General features: G+C 45.7%; 24 protein-coding genes and 1 other annotated feature. Of the genes, 5 read left to right on the forward strand and 19 right to left on the reverse strand.

The window, feature by feature from the left end; genetic code table 11:
- Position 1: 1 nt before the first annotated feature.
- From hrcA to gpr, 7 genes are all read right to left on the reverse strand, one after another.
- On the reverse strand, positions 2 to 1,030 hold the full coding sequence (gene hrcA, locus AB4114_RS21545) for a heat-inducible transcriptional repressor HrcA (protein WP_441990301.1): 1,029 nt from the start codon (positions 1,028 to 1,030) through the stop codon (positions 2 to 4).
- A 110-nt stretch (positions 1,031 to 1,140) separates the two neighbouring features.
- Complete coding sequence (locus AB4114_RS21550; protein ID WP_312886367.1) at positions 1,141 to 1,614, reverse strand: N-acetyltransferase; 474 nt, start codon at positions 1,612 to 1,614, stop codon at positions 1,141 to 1,143.
- Between the two features lie 141 nt (positions 1,615 to 1,755).
- On the reverse strand, positions 1,756 to 2,907 hold the full coding sequence (gene hemW, locus AB4114_RS21555) for a radical SAM family heme chaperone HemW (protein ID WP_441990302.1): 1,152 nt from the start codon (positions 2,905 to 2,907) through the stop codon (positions 1,756 to 1,758).
- 83 nt (positions 2,908 to 2,990) lie between these two features.
- On the reverse strand, positions 2,991 to 4,805 hold the full coding sequence (lepA, locus tag AB4114_RS21560; RefSeq protein ID WP_436235820.1) for a translation elongation factor 4: 1,815 nt from the start codon (positions 4,803 to 4,805) through the stop codon (positions 2,991 to 2,993).
- A 73-nt stretch (positions 4,806 to 4,878) separates the two neighbouring features.
- Positions 4,879 to 5,271 (reverse strand): hypothetical protein, encoded by a 393-nt coding sequence (locus AB4114_RS21565; protein WP_441990303.1) that lies wholly within the window; start codon positions 5,269 to 5,271, stop codon positions 4,879 to 4,881.
- A 32-nt stretch (positions 5,272 to 5,303) separates the two neighbouring features.
- On the reverse strand, positions 5,304 to 6,533 hold the full coding sequence (gene spoIIP, locus AB4114_RS21570; RefSeq protein WP_441990304.1) for a stage II sporulation protein P: 1,230 nt from the start codon (positions 6,531 to 6,533) through the stop codon (positions 5,304 to 5,306).
- A gap of 336 nt (positions 6,534 to 6,869) precedes the next feature.
- Positions 6,870 to 7,868, reverse strand: a complete 999-nt coding sequence (gpr, locus tag AB4114_RS21575; protein ID WP_441990305.1) for a GPR endopeptidase — start codon at positions 7,866 to 7,868, stop codon at positions 6,870 to 6,872.
- Between the two features lie 256 nt (positions 7,869 to 8,124).
- Here gpr and AB4114_RS21580 point away from each other — a divergent pair, with 256 nt between their 5' ends.
- Positions 8,125 to 8,805: a DNA-binding response regulator gene (locus AB4114_RS21580; protein WP_441990306.1), complete on the forward strand. Its 681-nt coding sequence runs from the start codon at positions 8,125 to 8,127 to the stop codon at positions 8,803 to 8,805.
- Between the two features lie 472 nt (positions 8,806 to 9,277).
- Positions 9,278 to 9,529: a 30S ribosomal protein S20 gene (gene rpsT, locus AB4114_RS21585; RefSeq protein ID WP_056609803.1), complete on the forward strand. Its 252-nt coding sequence runs from the start codon at positions 9,278 to 9,280 to the stop codon at positions 9,527 to 9,529.
- 88 nt (positions 9,530 to 9,617) lie between these two features.
- Here rpsT and holA read toward each other — a convergent pair whose 3' ends face one another.
- The 4 genes from holA to AB4114_RS21605 form a co-directional block, all read right to left on the reverse strand.
- Positions 9,618 to 10,637 (reverse strand): DNA polymerase III subunit delta, encoded by a 1,020-nt coding sequence (gene holA / locus AB4114_RS21590; RefSeq protein WP_441990307.1) that lies wholly within the window; start codon positions 10,635 to 10,637, stop codon positions 9,618 to 9,620.
- Positions 10,638 to 10,844: 207 nt separating this feature from the next.
- Positions 10,845 to 12,080, reverse strand: a complete 1,236-nt coding sequence (locus AB4114_RS21595; protein ID WP_441990308.1) for a zf-HC2 domain-containing protein — start codon at positions 12,078 to 12,080, stop codon at positions 10,845 to 10,847.
- On the reverse strand, positions 12,077 to 12,625 hold the full coding sequence (locus AB4114_RS21600) for an RNA polymerase sigma factor (RefSeq protein WP_171635196.1): 549 nt from the start codon (positions 12,623 to 12,625) through the stop codon (positions 12,077 to 12,079). Before AB4114_RS21600 ends, AB4114_RS21595 begins: the two co-directional genes overlap by 4 nt.
- 250 nt (positions 12,626 to 12,875) lie before the next feature.
- Complete coding sequence (locus tag AB4114_RS21605; RefSeq protein WP_441990309.1) at positions 12,876 to 15,449, reverse strand: DNA internalization-related competence protein ComEC/Rec2; 2,574 nt, start codon at positions 15,447 to 15,449, stop codon at positions 12,876 to 12,878.
- 264 nt (positions 15,450 to 15,713) lie between these two features.
- Here AB4114_RS21605 and AB4114_RS21610 point away from each other — a divergent pair, with 264 nt between their 5' ends.
- Both AB4114_RS21610 and AB4114_RS21615 read left to right on the forward strand, forming a co-directional pair.
- Entirely contained in the window at positions 15,714 to 16,169 is a 456-nt protein-coding gene (locus tag AB4114_RS21610; RefSeq protein WP_441990310.1) for a MarR family winged helix-turn-helix transcriptional regulator, read from the forward strand.
- Positions 16,170 to 16,181: 12 nt separating this feature from the next.
- Positions 16,182 to 17,453, forward strand: coding sequence for an MFS transporter (locus tag AB4114_RS21615; protein ID WP_441990311.1), 1,272 nt, complete (start codon positions 16,182 to 16,184; stop codon positions 17,451 to 17,453).
- Between the two features lie 161 nt (positions 17,454 to 17,614).
- Here AB4114_RS21615 and AB4114_RS21620 read toward each other — a convergent pair whose 3' ends face one another.
- Entirely contained in the window at positions 17,615 to 18,127 is a 513-nt protein-coding gene (locus AB4114_RS21620) for a deoxycytidylate deaminase (protein ID WP_441990312.1), read from the reverse strand.
- A 103-nt stretch (positions 18,128 to 18,230) separates the two neighbouring features.
- A complete protein-coding gene (locus tag AB4114_RS21625) occupies positions 18,231 to 18,833 on the reverse strand; it encodes a ComEA family DNA-binding protein (protein ID WP_441990313.1) in 603 nt (200 codons plus the stop codon).
- Positions 18,834 to 19,026: 193 nt separating this feature from the next.
- Here AB4114_RS21625 and comER point away from each other — a divergent pair, with 193 nt between their 5' ends.
- The gene (gene comER / locus AB4114_RS21630) at positions 19,027 to 19,860 is read left to right on the forward strand and encodes a late competence protein ComER (protein WP_441990314.1); all 834 of its coding nucleotides are present in this window, start codon (positions 19,027 to 19,029) and stop codon (positions 19,858 to 19,860) included.
- A 28-nt stretch (positions 19,861 to 19,888) separates the two neighbouring features.
- On the opposite strand, the gene leuS is transcribed toward comER, so the two are convergent.
- The 6 genes from leuS to nadD all read right to left on the reverse strand — a co-directional run bounded on the left by leuS (position 19,889) and on the right by nadD (position 25,915).
- Positions 19,889 to 22,348 carry a leucine--tRNA ligase gene (leuS, locus tag AB4114_RS21635; protein ID WP_441990315.1) on the reverse strand — a complete coding sequence of 820 codons (2,460 nt, stop codon included), beginning with the start codon at positions 22,346 to 22,348 and terminating at the stop codon, positions 19,889 to 19,891.
- 76 nt (positions 22,349 to 22,424) lie between these two features.
- Positions 22,425 to 22,668: a binding site (T-box leader), on the reverse strand.
- A 74-nt stretch (positions 22,669 to 22,742) separates the two neighbouring features.
- Entirely contained in the window at positions 22,743 to 23,504 is a 762-nt protein-coding gene (locus AB4114_RS21640; RefSeq protein ID WP_441990316.1) for a class I SAM-dependent DNA methyltransferase, read from the reverse strand.
- A gap of 1 nt (position 23,505) precedes the next feature.
- The gene (locus tag AB4114_RS21645; protein ID WP_441990317.1) at positions 23,506 to 24,402 is read right to left on the reverse strand and encodes a CvfB family protein; all 897 of its coding nucleotides are present in this window, start codon (positions 24,400 to 24,402) and stop codon (positions 23,506 to 23,508) included.
- Positions 24,399 to 24,746: a ribosome silencing factor gene (gene rsfS, locus AB4114_RS21650; protein WP_028557974.1), complete on the reverse strand. Its 348-nt coding sequence runs from the start codon at positions 24,744 to 24,746 to the stop codon at positions 24,399 to 24,401. The genes AB4114_RS21645 and rsfS overlap by 4 nt, the downstream gene beginning before the upstream one ends.
- A gap of 19 nt (positions 24,747 to 24,765) precedes the next feature.
- Positions 24,766 to 25,338 (reverse strand): bis(5'-nucleosyl)-tetraphosphatase (symmetrical) YqeK, encoded by a 573-nt coding sequence (gene yqeK, locus AB4114_RS21655; RefSeq protein WP_441990318.1) that lies wholly within the window; start codon positions 25,336 to 25,338, stop codon positions 24,766 to 24,768.
- Positions 25,328 to 25,915, reverse strand: coding sequence for a nicotinate-nucleotide adenylyltransferase (nadD, locus tag AB4114_RS21660; RefSeq protein WP_441990319.1), 588 nt, complete (start codon positions 25,913 to 25,915; stop codon positions 25,328 to 25,330). Before nadD ends, yqeK begins: the two co-directional genes overlap by 11 nt.
- Between the last annotated feature and the right edge of the window lie 11 nt (positions 25,916 to 25,926).

Here is a 25,926-nt window from a genome sequence, read left to right on the forward strand (position 1 = left end):
GTCATTTGCCATACCAACGTCCTAGGACCAATTCCATATGCTTCGATAGATGCTCCATTAAGCCTATAACTCTACCGTATTCCATACGAGTAGGTCCCAAAATACCAATCGTTCCAAGCGGCGTACCACCAATGGAATAGGAAGCTGTAATTAAACTGCAATTCGATATGGCTTCAATACTATTCTCAGCACCAATTTTAATCTCAATGCCTTCATTTGACGGAGTAAATAACTTGATAAGGGTTGGTGCTTCTTCCAGTAGATCAAAAATGCTCTTCACTTTCTCCACATCCTTGAACTCAGGCTGTGTGAGCATATTCGTCATCCCACTGAGGAAAACACGGTCCTTCTCGTCACTTTGAAGCACGCTTTCCACCAGACCAAGAAGCTCTTGATAGCCAGTGACATATTTGCTTAACTCATTAGAAATCTCATTGTAAAGCTTCGATTTAAACTGAACCAAAGGTACATTCTTAAGCCTAGTATTCAGAATATTAACGACCTTCTCGATTTCCGACATCGGAATCCCTTCGGGTATCGTTACTGTCTTATTTTCAACATGTCCCGTATTCATCACTAGGATCGCAACAGCCGTTGTGTCCGAGATCGGAATGATTTGGATATGCTTCAATGTCGTGCTAAACACTTCAGGACCGAGCACAATAGACGTGTAATTCGTAAGACTGGATAGCATACCAGCAACGTGCTGAATAACACCTTCCATCTCTTGAATACGTTCTGCGAAAGCCCCCTTCATGGAGTCCAAATCTTGACTATGCAAGGAGCCGTGCTTCAACAAATGATCGACATAATAGCGATAACCTTTGTGTGAAGGAATACGACCTGCGGACGTATGAGGCTGCTCAAGATAGCCCATTTCTTCGAGATCTGACATTTCGTTACGAATGGTCGCTGGACTAAAACCAACATTCCCACGCTTCGAAATACTTCGCGAACCAATTGGCTCCGCTGAACGAACGTAATCATCAATGATTGCACTTAAAATCATGCGTTGGCGCTCTGTCAACATGAGTACCCCTCCTCCTCACTTCTCACTATTTGCCACCTTCGTTAGCACTCGTATTTAGTGAGTGCTAAATCCTAATACAAAAATAACAGACCCTAAGGTCTGTTGTCAAGTCAATCCAAACGTTTAAGTACGGCGATTTCGTCGCAACAATACTGTTTTTTGCAATGCATACAGTCTCTCCAAACCTTCTCAGGAAAAATCTCCTTCGGAACGAGTGTAAAGCCGTTTTTCTGAAAGAAAGCTACTTCATAAGTAAGTGCCATAACTTTAATAATTCCTTGACTTCTTGCCTCTTCAACTAAGAAATCAACCAGTTTGCCGCCGATTCCTTGACCCTTGTAGCCAGGCGTCATCCCAAGTGAGCGAATCTCAACAAGATCTGGCCCCAGCCTCGTCAATGAACCGCAGCCTATTAATAAGCCATCGAATTCAGCGACAACAAATGTATCAATTTGATCTTGGAGCATTTCCCTGCTCCGCGGCAGCATGATGCCTTGCTTGGCATACCCCTGTATAATTTCAAAAAGCTTATCGATATCATCCACTGAAGCTTTTCTTACGGATACCGTAGTTGATGTATTCACGCTTCCCCACCCACCATTCACACAAAAATGCATAAAAGCCACGCTAGCGCCCTGCGGCTTTCCGCTGTTTCGCTTGTGGATTCATGTATAAATATACAACAATACGTATAAATGCACAAGCGTTTTTTGCGCTATTTCGGTTTAGCTTAAGAACGAGGCAAAGACTTCATTTCCTAACAAAATACCGTGTTTGGATAGACGATATCCTTCTGGCGTTTGCTCAATCAGCTTTTTGTTTATCCAGCCTTGCAAAGTAGTTCCGAAGTGGGATTCGATTGTCTCTCCGAATTGATCCATGAAGTCTTTGCTTCGCACACCTTCTAGGAGCCGCAAGCCAACCATCATAAAGTCTTCCATCGCTTCTTGTGGTGTCACGTCGAATTGTTCCATGATCGGTAACCCAAGCTTCGTTGCATCAATGTAAGGTTGGATGCCCTTCACATTCACATGGCGCTTACCATTCATATACCCATGTGCACCAGCGCCTAATCCGTAATAAGAGCGGTTGCGCCAATACATCGTATTATGTCTGCTTTCGCGGCCAGGTTTGGCAAAGTTACTGATTTCGTATTGCTTGTAACCCGCTTCTTCCAGCCTTTTCATAATCAACTCGTACATATCGACTTCCTCATCTTCACTCGGGAGCGGCAGCTGATTTTTATTGAACAAGGTGTGGAATAACGTGTTTTCTTCTACTTTCAAACTGTATATCGAATAATGCTGCAAATCGAGTGACAGCGCCTCATCTAATGTAGCCTGCATAATGTCCACCGTTTGCTTCGGAAGCCCGAACATAAGATCAATGGATAAATTATCGAAGCCTAGTTTCTTGGCATTGGCAATGCTTCTATGCACATCATCTGTATTATGAATACGGCCGATTGCCGCAAGGATGTCATTGTTAAAAGATTGTACACCAAAGCTGATCCGATTCACACCGCCAGCTTTCATGACAGCAAGTTTATCTTCGTCCGTTGTTCCCGGATTGGCTTCCATCGAAAATTCAACTTCTGTACTATCCGCTGGGAAATACGTGCGTACGATACGTAAGAAGCGTTCCATTTGATCTGGAAGCAGCACCGTTGGCGTTCCACCGCCGACAAAGATCGTCTCCACCTTCTGAGGTGGATGATTCCGAACTGTCAGCTCCATTTCACGCTCAAGGGCATCTAGATATTCCATGACGGGTTGGCCTTTGAGCACGTACGAGTTGAAGTCGCAATAATGGCATTTATTTGTGCAAAACGGGATATGAATGTACACTGCCGTAGGCGTTGTATAAGTAACTAACATAAGGGTGTTCCTTTCCACGGTCACAATTGACAAAAAGCCAAGGGACAGCGTACGCTGCCACCCCAGCTTTGAGTTCCCTGCATCTATTCGTCGATTTTCAAAACAGCCATGAACGCTTCTTGCGGCACTTCTACGCTGCCGACCTGCTTCATGCGTTTTTTACCTTCTTTTTGCTTGTCTAACAATTTACGCTTACGGGAAATGTCACCGCCGTAACACTTTGCAAGTACGTTCTTACGCATCGCTTTAACTGTCTCACGCGCCACGATTTTCTGTCCAATTGCCGCTTGAATCGGCACCTCAAACATTTGCCGCGGGATAAGCTCCTTGAGCTTGTCACAAATGATTTTGCCACGATGATACGCGGTATCACGGTGAACGATGAAGGATAGCGCATCCACTTGCTCGGAATTAAGCAGGATGTCCATTTTCACTAGATTGGATTTCTTGTAGCCCGAAACCTCGTAGTCAAAGGAAGCATAGCCCTTCGTCCGTGACTTCAGCATATCGAAGAAATCGTAGACAATCTCAGATAGCGGGATCTCGTAAGTCAATGTAACACGATTCGTATCTAAGTATTCCATATTCATATATTCACCGCGTTTACCTTGGCAAAGTTCCATGATTGTACCCACATAATCATTAGGCACGATGACAGAAGCTTTCACGTAAGGTTCCTCAACGAAATCAATTCGTTGTGGATCCGGATAGTTCGATGGATTGTCAATTTCCATGACATCACCATTCGTTAACGTAATCCGATAAATAACGCTCGGTGCCGTTGTAATCAGTGGAATGTTAAATTCACGCTCGATACGCTCTTGAATGATTTCCATGTGCAGGAGTCCTAAGAATCCACAACGGAAGCCAAAGCCTAGGGCTGTCGAGGTTTCAGGCTCAAAACGTAAGGAAGCATCGTTCAGTTCAAGCTTTTGCAACGCTTCACGAAGATCGTTGTAATCGGTCGTTTCAATCGGATACAATCCGCAGAATACCATTGGATTAATCCGGCGGTAACCTGGTAATGCATCAGGTGAAGGACGATCTGCTTCCGTCACCGTGTCACCGACACGCGTGTCTCCAACATTTTTAATACCGGCAACGATAAACCCAACATCTCCGACCTCAAGGGAAGGAACCGATGACATTCTTGGTTTGAAAGCACCGACTTCAATAACTTCAAACACTTTGCCTGTCGCCATCATTTTGATCTTGGAGCCAGCTTTGATCGCACCATCAACGACACGCACGTAGACGATTACGCCTTTGTAGCTATCGTAATGGGAGTCGAAAATCAATGCTTTGAGCGGCGCATCAGGATTACCTTGCGGAGCTGGTACCTTCAGGCAAATTTGTTCGATAATCTCTTTAATACCGATCCCCGCTTTAGCTGATGCATGTACAGCATCACTAGCGTCAAGCCCGATTACGTCTTCGATCTCTTGCTTAACTTTATCCGGGTCTGCGCTAGGTAAATCAATTTTATTAATGACAGGTAAAATTTCTAGGTTATTCTCTAATGCGAGATACACGTTAGCTAGCGTCTGAGCCTCAATTCCTTGAGCCGCGTCTACGACCAACAGAGCGCCTTCACAAGCCGCAAGGCTTCGTGAAACCTCATAGGTAAAGTCTACGTGTCCAGGTGTATCAATCAGGTTAAGGATGTAGTCAACGCCATCATCCGCACGGTAAGCCAATCTTACCGCTTGAAGTTTAATCGTAATCCCACGTTCACGCTCCAGATCCATCTGGTCGAGAACTTGCTCTTGCATTTCACGAGAAGACAATGCACCTGTATATTCCAGAATACGATCAGCTAGTGTTGATTTACCGTGATCGATATGAGCGATAATTGAAAAGTTGCGAATTCTTTGTTGTCTTTCTCGAATGTCCGTCATGCTAAAGACTAACCCCCACTACATGCAAATAATTTTCATTATAGCAGTTGTGAGAAGTCGGAGCAATGCACACCTAACCTTTGCCTAAAACAGCATCAAACAAAGAAATAAACAATTTAATGCCATGATGCGCCGTTATCTGTAAAAGTTCGCCTAATTTATTCCCTACACGGTTCAAGGAATTGTCATGAATGGCAACAGGTTCAGCTTGTGGTTCTGTCGTCTGTTCCCCTTTTACAACCGTGTCTTTGCCAACTGGTGTCGGTGTAGGCGCTGCTTGGGCAACCGTCGTTACTACTTTTCCCGGTGCCTTGGTTGGAGCGACTTGTTGGGCTGCTTTGGAGGAAGGCTGAGGACCTTCTATGCGTTCCATGCCGCTGGATGCTAGACTGACGCCGAACAAGATACAAAACAGCAGCAGGAGTCCAAACAAGCCAACTTTGATATAAAAGTGCCTCAGCCTCATTGTATTTCCCTCCTTTATTGTTACTCGTTCGTTTACGAGTTTTTAGGTGTAGTCACAGGTGCATCCACTTTTTTCGCGTTCAAAATAACTTCGGATATCGCTTCTGCCAGCCAATCTGTCGTCCGGTAGCATTCCTCAAGGGTATTGTAAGGCCCTCCTACCTCGATCAGAATACTATTTGGCGAAATATTTTGGTTATACAACCCGTTGCCCTCGCTGGCTTCTTTCGCATGAATCCCCTTTGAGACGCCAGGATGCTTCTCTTCCAGCACTTGATGAATTTTTCTTGCAAATTCTTCGTTCTTTTTCCAGTTCGGGTTTTTTCCGCCGATTATAAAATACACCTGTGCAACATCCTTGCCTTCAATCGTGGCTGTTGTTTTACTACGTGCTGCTGAATCGCGATGAATATCGAAGAAGTACTGTAAATCCTTGTGCGAAGCCATCGCTTCCTGAAGCGTTTTGGCCGAATACTTGTACGAATACGGATATTCAAACCCTTTGACAGTACTCGGATAAACAGTCGAAGAATGCACAGCACCAATACCATCTCTCTCTAAATTCTGAGCTAACCGTTGCCCGACGGAGATGATATTCACTTTATCACTGTAGGCTTTATCTGGATCTGTTACACCTTTCAACTCTGGTAAAAAAGACTCATTACTATGTGTTTGATAGATAAAGGCGATATTATCTCCAGCTGTTTTCGGTGGTTGTGCAACTGTGTTTGGTGAAGGGGATGTAGAGCTAATAGGTGTCGGCTCTACGGATGGCGATGGCTGTGGAAATCTAGCTTCCGCTTCCAAATCACTTGATATTGGATTTAAATCGTAGGGGGCACTTGGATTCGTTTCGCTCCCTCTTACCAATACCGTCGACTTATTCAACTCCATACCAGGCACTTCACTTGCGACTAAGCTCTTAGGATCACTTGGATTAATATCCGTCATCATTTGAAAAGCGAAGTGAAACACGTTGTGTTGGGAGAAAGTGAACTTTTTCTGATCCTTATTTAAATGAGGGACTTCCATACCCAACATATCGATAAAAAACTGATTCGTGACAGAGGCAGCGAGACCTTTCATGGATGAAACAGGCGATGTGGACATTAATCGGCTTTGCAGGACACCACCCAGACCAATGAGAACGAATAGCGCTAAGGTCGAGGTGCTGAGAACCATAAACGTTTTCCCGACGGAACTGGCGCTCTGAAAGGTTTTACGAACTTGGCTGAAATTCCATGTGGCTGATGTCCATTTCATAGTTACCATGCCTCCTAAACTATCTTAATTCAATCTATGAAACGAGCCCGAACGATAGAACTAGGTTTCGCTAGATTTTTTTTAACCACATAAGAATTTACAAGTTTCCGAGATTCGGAAGAACAAATTCTTATTGGCGATAAAAACAACCATTTATAGGGATCTTTGGTCGGAGACCAAAGTCTCTCTGCTAAAACGCGGTCGCTCATCCTCGAAGGGCTTCGATAGAAGTTTTTATCATAGATAGGATGAGAGGTTCTCTACCTGATTTTGATAGGCAGCTCCAACGCCAAAGAGAACTGCCCCCACATAAGTGGGCTCAGTTCTCTCATTTCATTAATGCGTATACGCAGCTACGTTATCGGCATCTACAGCGTCATGTAAAGCCGCGTTTAAGCCGCTGGCGATGATATTGGCAATATCCTCAATAAACTGGTCAATTTCCTTCGGGGTAACGAGTAAATCGTGCCCTACGGGGTTTAACACCTCTTTAACAAGCTGTAGCCGCTCTTCTTCATTGATATTATCGAGAAGTCCAAATATCTGCCCCGTATTGCTCGTTTGACCGCTGAAATGCTTCTGCATGAGATCAAAAGCATTATTCACAATTGTTGAAGCGTATACGACCGTTGGTACACCAATCGCAATAACTGGAATCCCTAGATTCTCCTTCGTCAAACCTTTGCGCTTATTGCCAATGCCTGAACCTGGATGGATACCAGTATCTGCGATCTGAATGGTCGTATTGACTCGATCCAAAGATCTAGAGGCCAGAGCATCTATAGCGATGATGAAATCAGGTTTAGATTTATCCACAATGCCTTGCACGATGTCGCTGCTTTCGATCCCCGTCGTACCAAGTACTCCAGGCGCAACAGCACTCACAGCTCGGTAGCCTGGGCTCACATCTTCAGGTACCAGTTCAAAATAATGGCGCGTCACCATAATATTTTCAACGACGAGCGGTCCCAAAGCATCGGGAGTCACATTCCCATTGCCCAGTCCAATAATCAGGGCTTTCGCATTTTTCGGAATACCAACTTGGCGCAAAAACTGCTCAAACTCCTGAGCGAGCTTAGTTGCCACCCGATCTTGAAGCTGACTATCTTTCTCCCGCAGTGCAGGTACCTCAATCGTTATATAATGACCCAGAAGCTTACCAAGCGCTTTGGAGCCTTCTTCGTTCAGGACGTTAATTTTGGTTACGCGAATCCCGTTTTCCCGTGTGAACTCCTGTTCAATACCAGGAATCGGTTGCCCCTGATTGGCTGCATGGGCCATATCCCTTGCATCGAGTGCAAGATCGGTCTGTGTGTTAAATATGCCTAAGTCCATTGGAGGTCCCCTTTCATACTTGCGCTGTGTTGCTTATTGTGTGACAGATGCCGCGGGGTTATGCAGAGATAAAAACCACTGAAAACCGCTAGATTTGAAAATCGGACATTTGTAAATGCTTGTCAGAATAGCATGGTGATGATATCCTCAATGTAACTAGATAGGCTAGATCTTCACACGCAAAGCATGCGCCGTTTCAACTACTCATTAGAGTTGTTGGACGGCGCTATTTTTATTTGGAATGGAGAGTGTTGGAATGACCTTAAATCAATTTGACTGTGCACACAAAGAATGGTTGAACTCGCATGAATCCAAAAGGAAAGGAGAAGCTCTACGGAAATTACAGACCGGTCATGCCTTTGCTGAGATAGAGTTTCTCCGTTATCTATGGTGGAACGCTTTTGGACATTTCAATTATTTACATCCAGAGTATGAAATTGTTGATTTCGCGGACGGTAAAAGATATCTCGACTTTGCTTATGTCCGTTCGGGTATTCGCATTGCTTTTGAGATCGACCCTTACGGGACTCACTATGATAAAATGGATCGAAGACAATACTCGAACCAATGGGTCCGACATATGCACCTTGTGAATGACGGATGGATCATCGTGCGAATTAGCCTAGATGACATAAGGGAACGACCACGTCTTTGGCAAGCGCTGATACAGCAGCTTATAGGAAGATTATTTGGGGAGCAAGAAATTACTATAAATCAGTTAAGTAGCCAAGAAAGAGATATTCTCCGGTTAGCCTTACGTTTGGATCGCCCGGTCAAGCTTGCGGATGTCAAGGAAGTGCTGCGTTGTGGGTATGATACTGCGAGAAAGCACATTAKGCTCTTAGAAGAGAAAAAATGGCTTTATCCGGGAGTCCAAGGCGTGGCAAGGGTCCACACTTGGGTCGTAGATGCGACTCGCACTCCTCCCTTGTTGTGACCAAGTGCTGGTTTCCTGCTACTGCTACTGTTACTGTTACTGTTACTGCCACTTCTAATGCACTCCCACTTCAGCCCCATCCACACACCATTTAGTCCGAAATTATCGAATTAATCTTAATGTCTGCCTCTTCAGAACTTAATTAGTCCTAAAACACACAACGAAAACGCTCAAATCAGCCTCTGCACATTTAAAATGGCTAATTAGTTCGGCAGAACCTGACTATTCGCCACTCAAAGCAAGGAATGCTCGATTTAGTTCGGGGAAATCGGACTATCGCAGTTTCTGGGGTGAACTAAAGTGAATTGCAGCGAGCAACATAGATCATGAACAGCAGAACCGCCACTAAAGACCACTGAAAACCTATTGACAGCTCTTGCAATTTAAAATATTGCGTGGTAGAATACTTAAAGTTGTCAGCAAACATACAAATGTAACGTTGAACGTGTTTTGTAAGTAGGAGGTGAATTTCATGCCAAACATTAAATCCGCTATTAAACGAGTAAAAGTTAGCGAAAAGCGTCGTCTTCGCAACGCTTCCCACAAGTCCGCTTTGCGTACTGCTGTGAAAGCTTTCGAAACAGCTTTAACCCCTGAAGCTTTAGTTTCTGCTTCTAAGAAATTAGACAAAGCTGCTTCTAAAGGTTTAATTCATAAAAATGCCGCTAACCGCAAGAAGTCCCGTCTAGCTAAAAAGCTAAACGCTCTTTCGGCTCAAGCGTAATTCACGGACATAAAAGCAAAAGACTAATTCTCCTAGGAGAATTAGTCTTTTTTCCATTTAAGGACCTGTTTAATGACGAATCATCTTCCTAGGCAGCGAGCCTAAGAAGAAATAGTTCCAACCCTAACACTTTATCGATTTTCCCCGTTTTCATCTGCAAATCAAGATCAGCYAGCTCACCCATAATTCGGCTCAGCTTCTCCCCATCGTACTTTCGGGCCTGCCCTTCGGCAACTTTGACCGCAAAAGGATGCAAACCAATCTGTGAAGCCATCTGTTGCTGCGAATAGCCCTGCTTGCCAAGCTCCTTCACCTGCAACATGATCCGGAACTGTCTGGCGATAAGCGACGCGATTTTGATCGGCTCCTCTCGCTGCTTCAGAAGCTCTTCTAAGATCACAAATGCCCGCTCCAACCGCACATTCACGATATCTTCAATAAGTATGAATACGTTCTGCTCCGTGCTCCGAGCGACCAATTGATCAATAACGTCAGGCGAAGCCACTCCCTCAGCACCGACATATAAGGAAATCTTCTCAAGTTCGGCCGATAACGATTGCAAATTACCCCCGGTATACAGGATCAACTGGTCTGCCGCGCCACCAGAGAATGTAAAGCCTAGCGTTTTCGCTTGTTTAGCAACCCAATCTGTTAATTCCTCTGCACTCAAAGAAAGGAACGGCACAGCGGCCTCCATGTCCTTTAAAGCCTTTACAATCTTCTTACGCTCGTCCAATTTATCGGCATCTACTGTGAATACCACGACCGTATGTTCCGCAGGTGATTTCAAATAGGCTGTTAAGCGATCCATATTGTGCTCTAGCTTCGTATTTTCCTTCGCACCAGTGAAAAACATCGCATTTTTAGCAATAACTAGTTTCTTCGGCACCATAAATGGTAATGTTTCTGCATCATCTAGCGCAGATGAAAGTGGCATTTCACTCAAATCGAATTTACTTACTGCAAATTCCCGGTCTTCTAGCCCCATTAATGAATCCGTTAAAATCTGAATAAATTCGCGCATTTTATATTTCTCAGGTCCGTAGCACAAATAAACGGGTGCTGGACGACCTGCTTGTATATCTTTTAATGCTCTTTTGGCATCCATGGCTAGCATCCACCCCTCTTGTTTATTTTAACAACAACAAAGGGATTACGTCAAAGCCCGAAGACTTTGATGCAATCCCTTCGCCAGTCTATTTAAACACCGATTCAAGGCCCTAGAAACCTTAACTCGTGTGGATGAATGAACTGTTCCATGTTCCCTAAGATAGTTTACGCAATTTCAGCCAAATTGGTGCAACGAAATTTAGTTTTATTTATTGGCTTCTGTTTTCTCTTTGACATCGATAAGAATCGTTTGAAGCAATCCTTTACTAGTAACCTCATAAAATAGCTTGTCATCCTTCGACCATTCCAACAACTTGATTTGATCCTCTGCCTGCCATACATGCTTGGAAGCAAATACAAGCTCAAGCGTGAGGGTGTTTCGAATGACCACGTGCGCATCTTCAATCGTTGCCTCATATATACCCGTGGCAGACTTTAGCTTAGCCTCCCCTGGAGGAACGGTGAATGAGAGAATACCTTGACTTGCACTTATTCGGTCTGAACTCGATGTGTCAACGGTTGGTGCCGGAGCCGGAGCTATTTTCCTGGCTGGTGATTCCGTCGGCTTCGGCTCTAACGACGATTGGGGTACGCTTAAGCCAGCGGCAGGCGGAGTGACTTCTGCTTTTGAATCAACCTTATTGGGCTTTGGAACTGATGCATCCGGATCTCTCAACCGCTCTGGAGCCGATGTAGATGGTGCTACCTTGTTCGTCTGCATGTCACCGCCAGTAGCTGGTGAACTATATGCACCTGGTTTTTCTAACTGTGCGTTGGAAGTAGCCTGCGGCGAATTCCCACCGTTGCCACTAGAAGTGTTAGCTGTGTYTATCCCTTTTGCAAATGAATCTGCTGTTGGCGCAACTGGTGATCCTTCTTTAGAGGTAGCATTCTCCTGGTTTTTCGCGATATCTTGGTTGCCTATATTTTGATTCATTTCTGTTGTTCCAGTTACACGCTGCTCAGGTGCGCTTTTGGAATCAGAGCTTGAACGAGACATAATACCGTCCGCATTGTCGAGAACAGGATTCTGCATATTAAATGCGAAAAATCCAATAATCAATCCCGCGGCAACAACGCCGCTTGCGACTTTCCACGAGAACTGTTCTCTAAATCGGCTCAACCCTGTGAGCTTAGGCATGTCTTCTTCTAATTCTACCCTAGCAACCTTCGATGGGAAGACAACGACATTGTCCGTTATTGGCATTTCATTTTGTTTATCCAATTCAAGCAACTGTGGCATAATCGCATCAACCAAACTGAAAGGCGGCGTAACCTTAGGAAGCTGGGACAATTCGTTCGACAATGCCTGCAGACGCTCAAACATCTGTGCACAGTCCAAACAATGCATAAGGTGAGCATGCAGCTCATTTTCTTCTTTTGGAGCTAAATCTCCATCTAGCTGTCTTTGCATGTACATCATCACCTCTTGACATTTCATCCCCGAACACCTCCTTTCTGATAATCTTGGAGTAACGACTGTAAGGTGTGTCTAGCTCGAAATAAGTAAGACTTCACCGTATTGAGTGGTAAGTTTAGCGATTCTGCAATTTCATGATACGAAAAGTCCTGCAAATAACGTAGAACAACTACAGTGCGATGGTGTTCGGGAAGCTTTTCAATAGCCTCTCTAATATCCTGAGCTAGGTAACCTGTCAATATTTCCTGTTCTACATCATTATCAGCTGTAAAAGTCATCTCATGTTCATCCATAGAGACCGTTGGTTTCGCTCTGCGAAATTTATCGATGCAGATGTTCGTAACAATCCGCTGCACCCACGTTTTGAACAAGGCTTTTTCTTCATAGGAATTAATTTTGGTATAAATCCGAAGAAGAGCCTCCTGCGAAGCATCAAGCGCATCCTGTTCATTATTCAAAATATAATAAGCCGTCCGATAAACGTGAGACTCAATCTCTCGCAATAGGGTAATGAGCGCATCACGGTCACCGGCTTGTGCTGATCTTACCAGTTCGGGTGCTATCACTGGGATCCCTCCCCCTTGCATTCTTACAGACGCAATGGCATCTCATAAGGTTGCAATTTTTTTAGAATTAATATATTAATAACTTGCATCTATCAGAATAACAAATAATGAGCCACATAACATCTTTTAGACGTATAAAATGATAATTAGTTTCACAATAGTTGATTTTTGCAAAAGAAAAAGCCATATAAGAGCATTCCATCAGGAAATGCTGCTGCTATGGCCTATACCTCCTAACTCCTTTACTTATCTAGTTCCAAAACTTCATTCTTGTAAAAATCCCCGAATTCCGCACCTCCATCTGCACTTCCCCCATTCGATCTGTGCGATAAATGGCCACATTCGCGTTGACCAAGCGATCTGTAATTTCTGGAGAAGGATGGCCATAGGTATTCATAGCGCCCACCGAGATGACTGCCACAGCAGGTTTCCAATACGTTAACCATTCTGAGGTAGTTGAGGTCTTGCTGCCATGGTGGGCAACTTTTAGGACATCGATTTTGTTGTTGTTGCTGATACTAGCACCGGTGCTGGTTGAAGCTAGTAGAGCAGGATGATCACGTAAAAAATCCAGCACGGCCGCTTCGGATTCTTTCTCCATATCTCCTGTAAACAGCCAGCGTGTTCCTCGCATTTCGAGCAAGAAAACAACGGATCTCGCATTCTGCTCTTTGACAATTTCAATCATTGTCGGATTCGTTTCAAGCGGATAAATCACCTGCAATTTCGTAACAGGATCGATGTCGATCCAATCATCTACTTGCGCAGGTAATAAAGGAACTTCCTTTTGAACCAGTGCAGAAAAAAAGGTCGTCATGGAGCTGCTTTCCTTAAATGTTCCGTTAAATAGAAATTGCTTCACTGGAATTTGTTCTATAACAGCCTGTAAACCGCCACTGTGGTCCGCATCCTCATGGGTAAGTACGAGAAGATCTAGACTTTGAATGCCTCTTTTTTTCAGGAGAGGAACTAGTAGTTTTTGGCCTACTTCAAACGGATCCTTACGAATTTTCCAATCATCACCTGGCTTACGGAACGTGAGCGTCCCTCCTCCATCGATTAATACATGGCGACCGTATGGCGTTCGAATAAGGATGGCGTCCCCTTGCCCCACATCGATAAATTGGACAAGACCTGTTCGTTGAAAGCGATTTGGTGAATACCCCATCCATAACAGGAAGAGAAAGCCGCCTATTGCCAGGAGTAAACTGAGTTTGATAGGGATTCTCTGTGGACTTTTCCTGCTGTCGACTTCCAATAAAATGGGGAGCTCATCCTTCGAACTTAGGTAACTGCGATGCCAGAGTACATAGATAATAACTAGGAATCCATAGTAAAAACAGATCCAAGCCATACTTGGCGATGGCCAAATCATGGTGAGATGAGGAATCTGTTGTAGTTGATCCGTAATCCAGAAAATCGCTTGATTCAGCCAGGAGATGAGTAGTCCTATTCTTTGACCTAAAGGAATGTAAATTAGCCCTAGCGCTAAGGCAACCAAGCCTGCTGGAAACACGATCATGCTGATGACAGGGACTAACACTGCGTTCGCGATCCAAGATAACAAGGAAAACTGATTGAAATAGTAAATGGATACCGGAAAAGAGACGGATTGGGAAACGAGTGTGATGGCGAGGGTGTTTTTGAGCGTGGGCGAATTTAGGTACGGTGAGAGCAATACCGTTACGCGTTGCACGCCGAGGATGAGTCCAAGTGTGACTAGAAAGGAAAGTTGAAAGCTTACATCTAGCAAAAAGTAAGGGTCCCATACAAGCATAGCCCACGCTGCCACGGCTAGTATGTGCAACACCTCTTTCATACCTCCACGCCGAGCGGCATACAGGGCGATCATCGACATAAGCCCTGCCCTGACAATGGACGGCGATGCCCCAGTCACGAGGACGTAGAACGGGATCAGGCCCATGCAGATGAGCAAATAGGTTTCTTTGGTGACTTTAAAACGGCGCAAGATCCAGATGCACACGCCTAAAAAAACAGCAATATTCAAGCCTGATATTGCTAAAATATGTGTCAGTCCCAGCTCCGAAAATTGCTGGAAGCGATCTGGGTCCAGATCATCCGTAAGGCCGATCAGCATGCTTTTCATGAATCCCGCCTGCGACGCGGGAAAGATCACGTCCATGCGCCTGCTGAGCGCAGCGCGCAGCTCGTCGTTCCAGCGCAGCAGCTGGACGACGCTGAAGTGCGCTGCCGCAGGCTGCACCTGCGCCTGATCCACCCCTTTGGCTGAAAGCAGCCAATGGGTGTGGTGAAGGCGCAAATATCGGCGGTAGTCGAAGCCGCCGAAGTTGCGGGCCGGGGACGGGCTGCGCAGCGTCCCCGTTAGCGTGAGGGCGTCGCCGCGGCGCCAGCCCGACGCGATCGTCTGCTGCGCCTGCTCCATCAGGCGCAGCGAGACCTGCACGCTTTCCCCGCCGAGCGGGAAAGCGGTGTTGTCTTGGAAGCGGACGGACTCCGCTTCCAAGGTGAAGCTAGCCCTGTCACCGTCAATGGTGACAGGGCTGGCAAACTGGCCGAGCAGCGTGACCTCGCTGCCGTCAGGGCTGATCTGCTGCTGCTGCTGCGCCAGCGGCAGCGCAGTAATGTTGCGCTGGTCGGTCCCTTGATAATAGCCGTAGGCTATTACGACCAGCAGCAAGGCGCCCAGCGGCTGCCGGCCAGGCAGACGCAGCGCGTAGAGGATGACCAGCGCGGCTAACAGCAGCGCGCTTGTCATCCATGTCAACCAAGCGAGCTCGGTATAGATCGCGAGCACATAGCCACTTATCCACAGACAGCATCCTTGAACAACTGGTCTTTTCACTTGCAAGTTCACTCCTTCATTTTTACTTCCTTACAATTCCAAACAAAAAACCTCTCTCTAGCGCAGCCACAATGGGATGCTTCTAGAAAGAGGTTCTTCCCCTTAACAACATTCAGTTTAGTTCACGGTTATGGATCCTTTGAACTATCTCTTTACATCCTCATCCGCTAACCTGAACACGATCTTGTTTAATAAATACAATTGACAGGCAAAAGCACATGGATTATATTCGTTGTACATACAAAATACAAAGGAGAACATGACATGACTATCAACGTTCAAACACCAGAAACGGATGACAACGAAGCTTTTTTGCATCAATGCTTATACTTCACTACAAATCGGCTAAGTCGGGCAATTAGCCGAATGGCCGACGATGCTTTTGCAACAACAGGGCTTGCACCTGCTTATGGTTATTTACTCAGACTGGTTGTTGCAAAACCTGGAATTCCTCAGAAAGAGCTTTCAGAAAAGCTCCATATTACGCCATCTACGCTTACCAGATTTATCGATAAGCTGGAGCAAAAACGACTCGTAGAGCGCCAAGTTAAAGGAAAAACTGTACTCGTCTTTCCCACAGAAAAAGCTATTGAACTCGAGCCTTCGCTTCGTGCAGCATCGAAGGAGCTTCTTCGGACCTATAAGGCTATTCTTGGAGATGAGGTTGCTATGATCTTGACGCAATCTTTGGAATCGGCCAGTGAGAAATTAGAAATTTAAGAGGTGTAGAACATGAATCAAACAACTAGCAAGTTTTATTACGGCTGGATTATTGTATTGCTAACGTTTGTCACATTACTGGTGTCAGCAGGCATACGTTCCATGCCAAGCGTCTTGATGATCCCTTTCCAAGAAGAATTCGGCTGGAGCCGCGGGGCTATATCAAGTGTTGCTTCTATCGGAATTTTATTATATGGACTTGTTGGTCCGTTTTCTGCAGCACTGTTATTGCGCTTAGGTATCCGCAAGGTTGTAATGCTAGCATTGTCCGTTCTAGGTGCTAGCCTCGCCGTCACGCCGCTGATTACTTCCTTGTGGCAGTTCGATTTACTGTGGGGAGTCGTTTCGGGTCTTGCAAGCGGAATGATGGCAAACGTGCTTGGCATCACTGTCAGCAATATATGGTTCGTCAAGCGTAAGGGACTCGTAGTTGGCATACTGACGGCAAGTGCAGCAACTGGTCAGTTGCTATTCCTCCCATTGATTGCAATGGTGACTTCCGATTACGGCTGGCGGTATGCCATGTATGCAGCGGTAGCCGCTATCGTAGTTGTCTTTATTCTGGTAGCCATATGGATGAAGAACAATCCTTCAGATGTTGGTGCAGCGCCATACGGTACTATAGAGGTTGTAAAGCCAGAGCCTTTCAAGGGCAATGTATTTCTTACCCCTATCCAGAACCTCGTTATTGCATCTAAAAATAAAACATTTTGGCTGCTCGCGGGCACCTTCTTCATTTGTGGATTCTCGACAAATGGTTTGATCGGCACTCACCTCATTGCCGCTTGCGGAGATTACGGGATGATGGAAGTTGCCGCTGCTGGGCTTCTAGCCATGATGGGCGCTTTTGATTTATTCGGAACAACGATATCTGGCTGGTTAACTGATCGATTCGACAGCCGCTGGCTACTTTTCTGGTACTACGGTCTGCGCGGTTTATCCCTCATTTTTTTACCGTATGCCTTGGCTACTACTCCGTACATGCTAGTCGTGTTCTCGGTATTTTACGGACTCGATTGGATCGCAACCGTACCGCCTACCGCTAAACTTGCAGGTGAAACTTTCGGTAAAGAAAAATCTGGCATGATATTCGGCTGGATTGTGGTGGCTCACCAGATCGGTGCCTCTTTTGCCGCATACGGAGCAGGTCTAATGCGTGACTGGCTTGGCAGCTACTCGCAATCTTTCTTCATTGCTGGTCTTACCTGCTTCATTGCCGCTTTATTCGCTATTCGTATACAGCGCCATCTTAAAAAGCCCAAAGAACAGGCAGTACTGTTGTAAAACCTTTACATGTAGTCGCTCAAGCATAGGCACTGCCGTATAAGCAGCTATGGGAGTTGTCAAAACAATGACCAATTCCCTAGCTGTCGAATACGAATCAAACAAGCACATTTGCATGATCGCGGTCTCTCTTGGCTTCGTCAAATCTGGCGCTGTGCTAGTTAGTTCACGACCTCAGATACCGTACCCGCTGGCGGCTCATATGCGGTCATCTGGCGGAATGAAATCCCTCTAGCTCCCATCAACTCGCTAACCTTCTCATGATCCTTCGGATACCCCCGATGAAACACGATCTCTGTCACTCCGCTGTTAGCCAACATGTTCGCACAGGTCCAGCAAGGCTGATCCGTAACATATACGGTAGAACCCTCGCGATCTTCCCGATCGGTAAATAGCAACAAATTCTGCTCCGCATGAATGGTACGTATGCAACGGTGTTTCCGCACGACTTCTTCTACATCGGCAACGACCTTCAGCTCGATTTCTTCCACAAGCATGCAGCCTGCTTCCGTGCAATCCGCTACACCCATCGGTGCTCCATTATACGCGGTTCCGAGCAACTTCTTCCCTTGAACAAGTACCGCTCCAACATGTCTGCGATTACACCGCGACCGTGTGGACGCCATATAGGCAATATCGAGGAAATACGTATCCCAATCTTTCCGGATGCTCATGATGATTGACTCCCTCCTGATGACTAAGTACTCCAATACTATTTTCGTAGTTAAAACGATTTCTAGTATTTTCTCATATTTTGCTAGAAATGAAAAGACGACGCTAGACTGGCCCTACAAATATTGATCCCTTCAGCTTCTCGAACATTTTCTCTCCGATCCCTTTCACATCCTTGAGTTCTTCGACTCGCTTGAAACGTCCCTTTTTCATACGGTACTCAAGAATAGCTTTGGCTTTACTTTCACCGATCCCAGGCAGTTTATCTAACTGCTCCAGTGTAGCCGTGTTTAAATCTAGAAGTCCCTTCTGAGCTTCATTCGATGGAGCTACAGTTATTAGAGGAGGTACAGGACTAGCAGCAGAGGTTGGATGAGGCGCTGAGGTCGAGAGTGAAGTTTGCGTGGATGCTCCCGTTGTACTTGAGGGTGTGGATATCACTTCTGAAGATGACGATGCTTCATTCGAATTCGCCTTTGGTGTTGCTTTTGGTTTTGCAGTAACAACGGGGACAGATTTCCCTGCTGCCGCTTTTTTCTCATTTTCCCCTTGCAAAAGCAATTCTTCCATCTGCGTATTGATTGGCATGAACGCTGTTTGAATGGTTGGCTGTCCACCACGTAGAAATGGCCATACAACCCAAACAAAGAGCGAAACAGCGCCAAGAATCAGCCCGATTCGCTTCATTTTATTTCCAAAAAAATCCACAAACTACCTTCTTTCTTAGCATATTTGCGTTTGAGCAGCCATATACTTGAAAAAGCGTCCCAATGACTACACAACTAGTCACGATACGATTGAGACGATGCTTGGACCTCTATCCTTGCCATCCATGGCTGAGCGACCGCGATTATAGGTTGGTATTCGTATAAAGACTGATTTTATCGGGAGGGATCACTTGATGAAAGCTGGATTCATCGGTACTGGAAGTATGGGAAGTATACTGATTGAAGCATTCATTCATTCCGGGGCATTCAATCCCGAGCAAATTATTGCTAGCAATCGAACATTACGTAAAGTTGAACTACTCGCGGAGAACTATCCTGGCCTGATCGTGGCAGAAACGAATCGTGAAGTCGTGCGTGGAAGTGATTTGATTTTCTTATGTGTGAAACCATCTGAATTCATAAAGGTTATTGATGAAATCAAAGAGGACGTGCTTTCCTCTCAATTTATAATATCCATCACGAGTCCTATTCTGATTAAGCATTTGGAAGGTCTTTTACCAGCTAAAATAAGTAAAATCATACCGAGTATCACGAACTACGTTTTAAGTGGTGCTACGTTATGTATTCACGGAAATCGCATGCAGCCTGAAGATAAAGAATGGCTTGAAAATATTTTCACACATATTTCTACACCCATACGTGTATCCGAGAATTATACGAGAATTTCATCAGATTTATCTAGTTGTGGGCCTGCTTTTCTAGCTAGCTTTATTCAAGCATTCATTGATGCGGCTGTAGAGGAAACGGGTATTTCTGCTGAAGAGGCCACATTGCTGGCAAGTGAAATGACGTTAGGTACAGGAAAGTTACTTACTACGGGAGGCTTCAACCCTGTTAGCTTACAAAAGCGGGTATCTGTTCCTGGAGGCATTACGGCAGAGGGTTTGCGTATTTTGGAAAAAGAGCTTTGCGGAGTTTTCTCTCAAGTTATTAATGCGACACATGCGAAATATGAAGAAGACATTGAGAAGGCTGAGCAGCTTTTCGCCTTAAATCAAAAGCAGTAGCCTTCCCAACGCATTACACCTTCATTTCTTAACTTACAACGATGTTGACTAATTTACCCTTTACAACAATCAATTTGCGAACGGCCTTTCCGGCGGTCGCTTCTTTGACTTTGTCGAGTTCAAAAGCCATTTTCTCCATCGCTGCTTCATCTGTATCTTTGGAAATCATCACACGATCAACAATTTTCCCATTGATCTGCACAACGATTTCAACTTCATTATCCACGGTCCATGCTTCATCATAAGCTGGCCATGCTTCGTACGTAATGGATTCCACGCCGCCTAATTTCTCCCAAAGCTCTTCTGCTAAGTGAGGTGCGATCGGGGAAAGCATTTGCACGAAGTTTTTCATTGCTTCTAGTGGCAGGCGCTCTGTTTTGTAAGCCTCGTTGACGAAGATCATCATTTGGCTAATCGCAGTATTGAAGCGAAGCGCATCGAAATCTTCCGTAATTTTCTTGATCGAACGGTGCCATGTACGTTTGAATGTATCGCTGCCTAGCGTTTCATCCCCGCTGATTTTGGCGTGGACCTGACCGTTATCATCAACGAACAGCCTCCACACGCGATTCAAGAAACGGTAGATCCCGTCTACTCCTGTTGTATTCCACGGTTTCGTCGCTTCCAATGGTCCCATGAACATTTCATAAATACGAAGTGTATCCGCACCTTGATCGCTCACGATATCATCTGGATTCACAACATTGCCGCGTGATTTACTCATTTTCTCCATGTTCTCGCCAAGAATCATCCCTTGGTTAACAAGCTTATGGAAAGGCTCTTTGGTATGGACAAAACCTAGATCGTAAAGCACTTTATGCCAGAAGCGCGCATACAGCAAGTGAAGAACTGCGTGCTCTGCTCCACCGATGTATAGATCAACCGGCAACCATTGCTTTTGCAGCTCATCCGAACAGAAGGCTTGATCATTCTTTGGATCGATGAAACGCAGATAATACCAGCAGCTTCCCGCCCATTGTGGCATCGTATTCGTCTCACGACGAGCTTTCATACCTGTTTCTGGGTCAATCGTATTCACCCATTCAGAAACGTTAGCAAGCGGTGACTCCCCAGTACCGGACGGTTTGATTTCATCCACTTGTGGAAGCAATAATGGCAGTTGATCCACAGGAACAGGTTTCATGGTGCCATCTTCAAGGTGAAGAATCGGAATCGGCTCACCCCAGTAGCGTTGACGGCTGAACAGCCAGTCTCTCAAACGGTACGTTACTTTGCCGCGGCCTTTACCATTTTGCTCTAACCAAGCGATCATATGGCTGATGCCTTGCTCGATGTTCATTCCATCGATTGGACCGGAATTCACATGTTTGCCATCGCCTGCATAGGCTTCCTTCTCCACATCTCCGCCTTGGACCACTTCGATAATTGGCAAATCAAATTGCTTCGCAAATTCCCAGTCACGTTGGTCGTGTCCTGGAACCGCCATGATCGCCCCTGTGCCGTAACCGCCAAGGACATAATCAGCGATCCAGATTGGCACTTTCGTGTCATTAACTGGGTTGATCGCATAAGCTCCTGTGAACACACCTGATTTGTCTTTCGCCAAATCAGTACGCTCCAAATCGCTTTTGCGTGAAGCTTTCTCTTGATATTCTTTGATGGCTGCTGATTGCGCTTCTGTTGTGATCTGTGCAACAAGCTCATGCTCCGGCGCTAATACACAATAAGTTGCTCCGAACAATGTATCTGGACGAGTTGTAAATACCGTAAGGCTCTTCTCGCTTTGACCCTCAATCGCGAATGTAACTTCTGCACCCGTTGATTTCCCAATCCAATTGCGCTGCATATCCTTAATACTTTCGGACCAATCAAGCTCCTCAAGATCTTCAAGCAAACGCTCCGCATACTCCGTAATTCTCAAAATCCACTGACGCATCGGTTTCCGAATAACCGGATGGCTACCACGCTCGCTTAGTCCGTCAATAACTTCCTCATTTGCGAGTACAGTACCTAGTGCCGGACACCAGTTAACTGGAACTTCATCAACGTAAGCAAGACCTTTATTGTACAGTTGGATGAATATCCACTGCGTCCATTTGTAGTACTCCGGATCCGTCGTGCTAATCTCACGATCCCAATCGTAAGAGAAACCAAGTGATTTAATTTGACGGCGGAACGTATCAATATTTTTTTTCGTAAATTCACGCGGGTCATTTCCTGTGTCTAAAGCATATTGCTCAGCAGGAAGACCGAACGCATCCCATCCCATCGGGTGAAGGACATTAAAGCCTCTCATCCGTTTGAAACGGGAAACGATATCTGTCGCTGTGTAGCCTTCTGGATGCCCTACGTGCAAGCCAGCACCGGATGGATAGGGAAACATATCCAAGGCATAAAATTTCGGTTTATCCGAATTTTCCAATACCTTAAATGTTTTCTTCGCATCCCAGTAGGCCTGCCATTTCGGTTCAATGGCTTGTGGGTTATAGCCTTGTTGTTCTTTTGTTTCTTTCAATTCTTGTGTCATACCTTCCATGCCTCCCTAAGTTACTGCTCATGTATGCAAATACGCACAAAAAAACCTCACATCGCTAGCGGATATCGCTAGGGACGAGAGGTATAATTCCCGTGGTACCACCCTAGTTAACACAAGGCGTTCTTCACCTGTGTTCACTCTGCCCCTTAACGCGGGTGAGACGATCCAGCTAGCGCATCTGATCAAGGATCAGGCGGTTCACCTTCTAGCTCCGAGGCGAGTTCTCTAGACGAACATCTGCCGGCTCACACCCTAGCTCCGACTCTCTRAAAGATGCTGTACAAGGTACTATTCCTCATCTAAGCTTTCCATACAACTGATTAGCTTTGATTATATGTAAAATAATGCCGAACTGTCAAGCCGAGGGCAAATCCTGTCATCAGTATTATTTTTTCGCAATAAAGAAAGCGCGCTCCGTCTTCTCTGTTGGTTGTTCCCACGTAAAGTCGGCTGCTTGATGCACCTCACGAAAACCTACCTCGATCAGCATTTGTTCCAACCACTGCAAGCGATACGCTCGTTGTTCATGCGTTTCGTCAATGCGACGGAAGGTTTCCTGCTGGCCGCTGTCCTTAACGAAGATCGTTAATTCATGTTCAATCTGAACACGTTCCTCATCTAATTCGCTTGTCCAAATGTAAGCAACATCGTCTTCGTTTAGAAAAAAAGGCTGCGATTCTGCATAGGCGAACAATTGCTGTGGCGGATGTACGTCAAAGAGGAATAACCCACCTGGCTTGAGTCCCGCCCATGTTTGACGGAAAGCATCCACAATATCCTCTTCCTCTAGCAAATAGTTGAGGCTGTCACAACAAGAGATCGCGACATCCACTTCCTCGCCAAGCTCCCATTCACGTATATCTTGCTGAATCCAACGAATGCCACCGCCGCGAAGTTGGCTGGGCTGTTCGCTATACTTCTGCTCAGCGACAGCCAACATATCCTCGGAGAGATCAATGCCACTCACCATAATGCCTTCAGCAGCCAATGGAATCGACAAATTACCTGTTCCGCAACCTAAATCAACGAGCGTTGCAGGCTTTACGCCAAACCGCACGAAACTTTCCTTAATAAATCGAAGCCAGTCTTCATACGGCATGCTGTTCATCAAGCGATCGTACGTGTAGGCGAATTTTTCGTAACTCATCTCAGCCTTGCGTCTCCTCTTGTTTCAGATAGGTCCAATCTGCTTCCTGATAGATGAGCCCATCTTTCATAAGTTTACCTAAGGCACGTTTGAAGGCTGCCTTACTTAGTCCGAATTTATCTTTAATTACATCAGCTTGTGTTTTATCCGAAAATGGCATCGCATTTCCTGGGCGTTCACGCAGCACTTCAAGAATGCGATCTGCATCTTCATCGCGTCCTTTTTCCTTAGGAAGCCTCATGGATAGATTAACTCGTCCATCTTCTTCACGGACGAAAGCAATCCTAACATCCACTTGCTCACCTACGCGAAGTAACCGTGTACGCTCTTGTGGGATGATAAGACCGATGACGCCATACCCTAGGACTCCTGCTTCACATATGACAAAAGTACCCATTTGCAGAGGGCGATACACCCGTGCTTTCACCCATTGGTTCGTCCAGCTCGATGGCGCTCTCACACAAAGCGGTGCCAAATCTTCTTCAAGTGCCAGCTTCGCAATCAATCGACCTTGTCGGTCGTGTGCAAGCGTTGCAAACACTTTGTCCCCAACTTGAGGGCGAAGATCTTCGAACTCAGGCACATTGCGATATGGTAAAAGAAGATGACGCCCTAGACCCATTTCTAAGAAATAGCCAAAACGCGGATGAATATCAACAACCTCTAGAAGCCCCACCTGACCCATGGTCAGAAGTGGACGTTTCATAGTGGCCATGATTCGATCCTGAGTATCGTGGAATAAGAAAACTTCCACTTTATCTCCCGGACTAATTCGATTATCTACGATTTCCGCGTATGGTAGTAGAAAATCTTGGTAGCCATCCGTGAGGAAAAAGCCGTTTGGTGGAACTTCCCTTGCTACCTCTAAGGTAACAAGGGATCCTGCTTCCATTCTCATACGCGTTCCACAACTTTAGCATCGGACCAAAGTCTTTCGATGTTATAGTATTCACGGTCATCACGATGGAAAACGTGGAGAACAACATCCCCTAAATCAAGCAGTACCCATCTTGCGGTATCAACGCCTTCAAACCCTCGAATATGAACACCATGTTCGTGTGCTTTTTTACGAGCCTCGCCCGCAATCGCTTGAACTTGTGTTTCCGAATTCCCGTGACAAATAACGAAATAATCAGCAATTAAGGATACACCTTTCAAATTCAGGCTAACGATATCTGCCGCTTTCTTGTCTTCCGCTGCCTCAACAACGAATGCTAATATTTCTTCTGGGTTTTTACTCATGCAATCATCCTCCATGTCATTAGGTGTGTAGTTGTATTTGTTCCAATAAATCATTCCGTGTCAGAATTGTTAATGGATAAATGCGCTTTCCTTTGGAAATCAAGAAGTTGATCGTGGAGTCAAAACCGGCAATCAACGCGCGTTCAAGACTCGTCTTTGCCAGTTCACGAATAGATTCGACTCCTGGAAAATCACGACCTGGCTCCATATAATCTGCCAAGCAAACAATTTTGTCGAGCAGCGTCATCTGTTCTCGACCAGACGTATGAAACCGAATCGCATCTAAAATTTCCTCGTCGTCGATCCCGAATTGCGTCTTCGCGATGAAAGCGCCTGCGTGTGAATGCCATAGCTCCTTATCGAAAACTAACAAATCTTGCGGTAAATCGTTCTCACGAATAATCTTAGCTTGCTCACCAGTTGGCCAATACTTGCAATAATCGTGCAAAATCGCTGCAACATCCGCTTTGACCGCATCCCCGCCAAATCGTTCAGCCAGCATAACGCTCGTTTCCATCACACCAAGCGTATGCTGCCAACGCCGCTCCGGCATTTGCTCCTTCACAGCTGCCATGAGGTCTTCACGTTTCATATAAGCCATTCACCTCCATGAATTGCCCAACCTTATCTGGCACAAGATACCTGACAGGATCCCTCTTCTGCCTCAACGCCCGAATAGCTGTCGATGATATTTCAACGAGGGGCATCGGAACAAGCTTCACTCGGTTTCGTATATGTTCGGGAAGCTGTTTCAAGTCCAGTTCATAACCAGGTCTGGCTAATCCAATAAAATGAATATGCCGCACGATGTCATCGATGCGATGCCACTGCGGCAAATACTGAACCATATCCGCGCCAATAATGTAAGTGAACGCGATGTCCGGATATTGCGATTTCAACAGCTCGATCGTATCGATACTATAAGATACGCCGCCTTTGTTAATTTCGATATCGATAGGACGAAAAAAAGGATTGCCTTCTGCAGCAAGGCAAACCATCTCCCAACGCTGCTGGCTCGTTCCTTTTGGGGCATTAGGTTTATGCGGCGGGACGTTCGCTGGCATTAGCCAAACCTCGTCCAAGCCCCCTTCCACCCTCGCACGTTCAGCTGCGATTAAATGACCGGTATGAATGGGATCGAACGTGCCTCCCATAATTCCGACAAGCATACGTCCACCTC

Origin of the sequence: Paenibacillus sp. 2RAB27 (assembly GCF_052115445.1) — a bacterium.
Classification (GTDB): Bacteria; Bacillota; Bacilli; order Paenibacillales; family NBRC-103111; genus Paenibacillus_E.

What these genes read in the sequence shown, in the direction of transcription:
- AB4114_RS21615 (WP_441990311.1), top strand. Translation starts at nt 16,182, where the DNA reads ATGAATCAAACAACTAGCAAGTTTTATTACGGCTGGATTATTGTATTG.
- hrcA (WP_441990301.1), bottom strand. Translation starts at nt 1,030, where the DNA reads ATGTTGACAGAGCGCCAACGCATGATTTTAAGTGCAATCATTGATGAT.
- rsfS (WP_028557974.1), bottom strand. Translation starts at nt 24,746, where the DNA reads ATGAGTAAAAACCCAGAAGAAATATTAGCATTCGTTGTTGAGGCAGCG.
- AB4114_RS21640 (WP_441990316.1), bottom strand. Translation starts at nt 23,504, where the DNA reads ATGAGTTACGAAAAATTCGCCTACACGTACGATCGCTTGATGAACAGC.
- AB4114_RS21645 (WP_441990317.1), bottom strand. Translation starts at nt 24,402, where the DNA reads ATGAGAATGGAAGCAGGATCCCTTGTTACCTTAGAGGTAGCAAGGGAA.
- spoIIP (WP_441990304.1), bottom strand. Translation starts at nt 6,533, where the DNA reads ATGAAATGGACATCAGCCACATGGAATTTCAGCCAAGTTCGTAAAACC.
- leuS (WP_441990315.1), bottom strand. Translation starts at nt 22,348, where the DNA reads ATGACACAAGAATTGAAAGAAACAAAAGAACAACAAGGCTATAACCCA.
- yqeK (WP_441990318.1), bottom strand. Translation starts at nt 25,338, where the DNA reads ATGAAACGTGAAGACCTCATGGCAGCTGTGAAGGAGCAAATGCCGGAG.
- nadD (WP_441990319.1), bottom strand. Translation starts at nt 25,915, where the DNA reads ATGCTTGTCGGAATTATGGGAGGCACGTTCGATCCCATTCATACCGGT.
- rpsT (WP_056609803.1), top strand. Translation starts at nt 9,278, where the DNA reads ATGCCAAACATTAAATCCGCTATTAAACGAGTAAAAGTTAGCGAAAAG.
- hemW (WP_441990302.1), bottom strand. Translation starts at nt 2,907, where the DNA reads ATGTTAGTTACTTATACAACGCCTACGGCAGTGTACATTCATATCCCG.
- lepA (WP_436235820.1), bottom strand. Translation starts at nt 4,805, where the DNA reads ATGACGGACATTCGAGAAAGACAACAAAGAATTCGCAACTTTTCAATT.
- AB4114_RS21610 (WP_441990310.1), top strand. Translation starts at nt 15,714, where the DNA reads ATGACTATCAACGTTCAAACACCAGAAACGGATGACAACGAAGCTTTT.
- AB4114_RS21620 (WP_441990312.1), bottom strand. Translation starts at nt 18,127, where the DNA reads ATGAGCATCCGGAAAGATTGGGATACGTATTTCCTCGATATTGCCTAT.
- gpr (WP_441990305.1), bottom strand. Translation starts at nt 7,868, where the DNA reads ATGGACTTAGGCATATTTAACACACAGACCGATCTTGCACTCGATGCA.
- comER (WP_441990314.1), top strand. Translation starts at nt 19,027, where the DNA reads ATGAAAGCTGGATTCATCGGTACTGGAAGTATGGGAAGTATACTGATT.
- AB4114_RS21565 (WP_441990303.1), bottom strand. Translation starts at nt 5,271, where the DNA reads ATGAGGCTGAGGCACTTTTATATCAAAGTTGGCTTGTTTGGACTCCTG.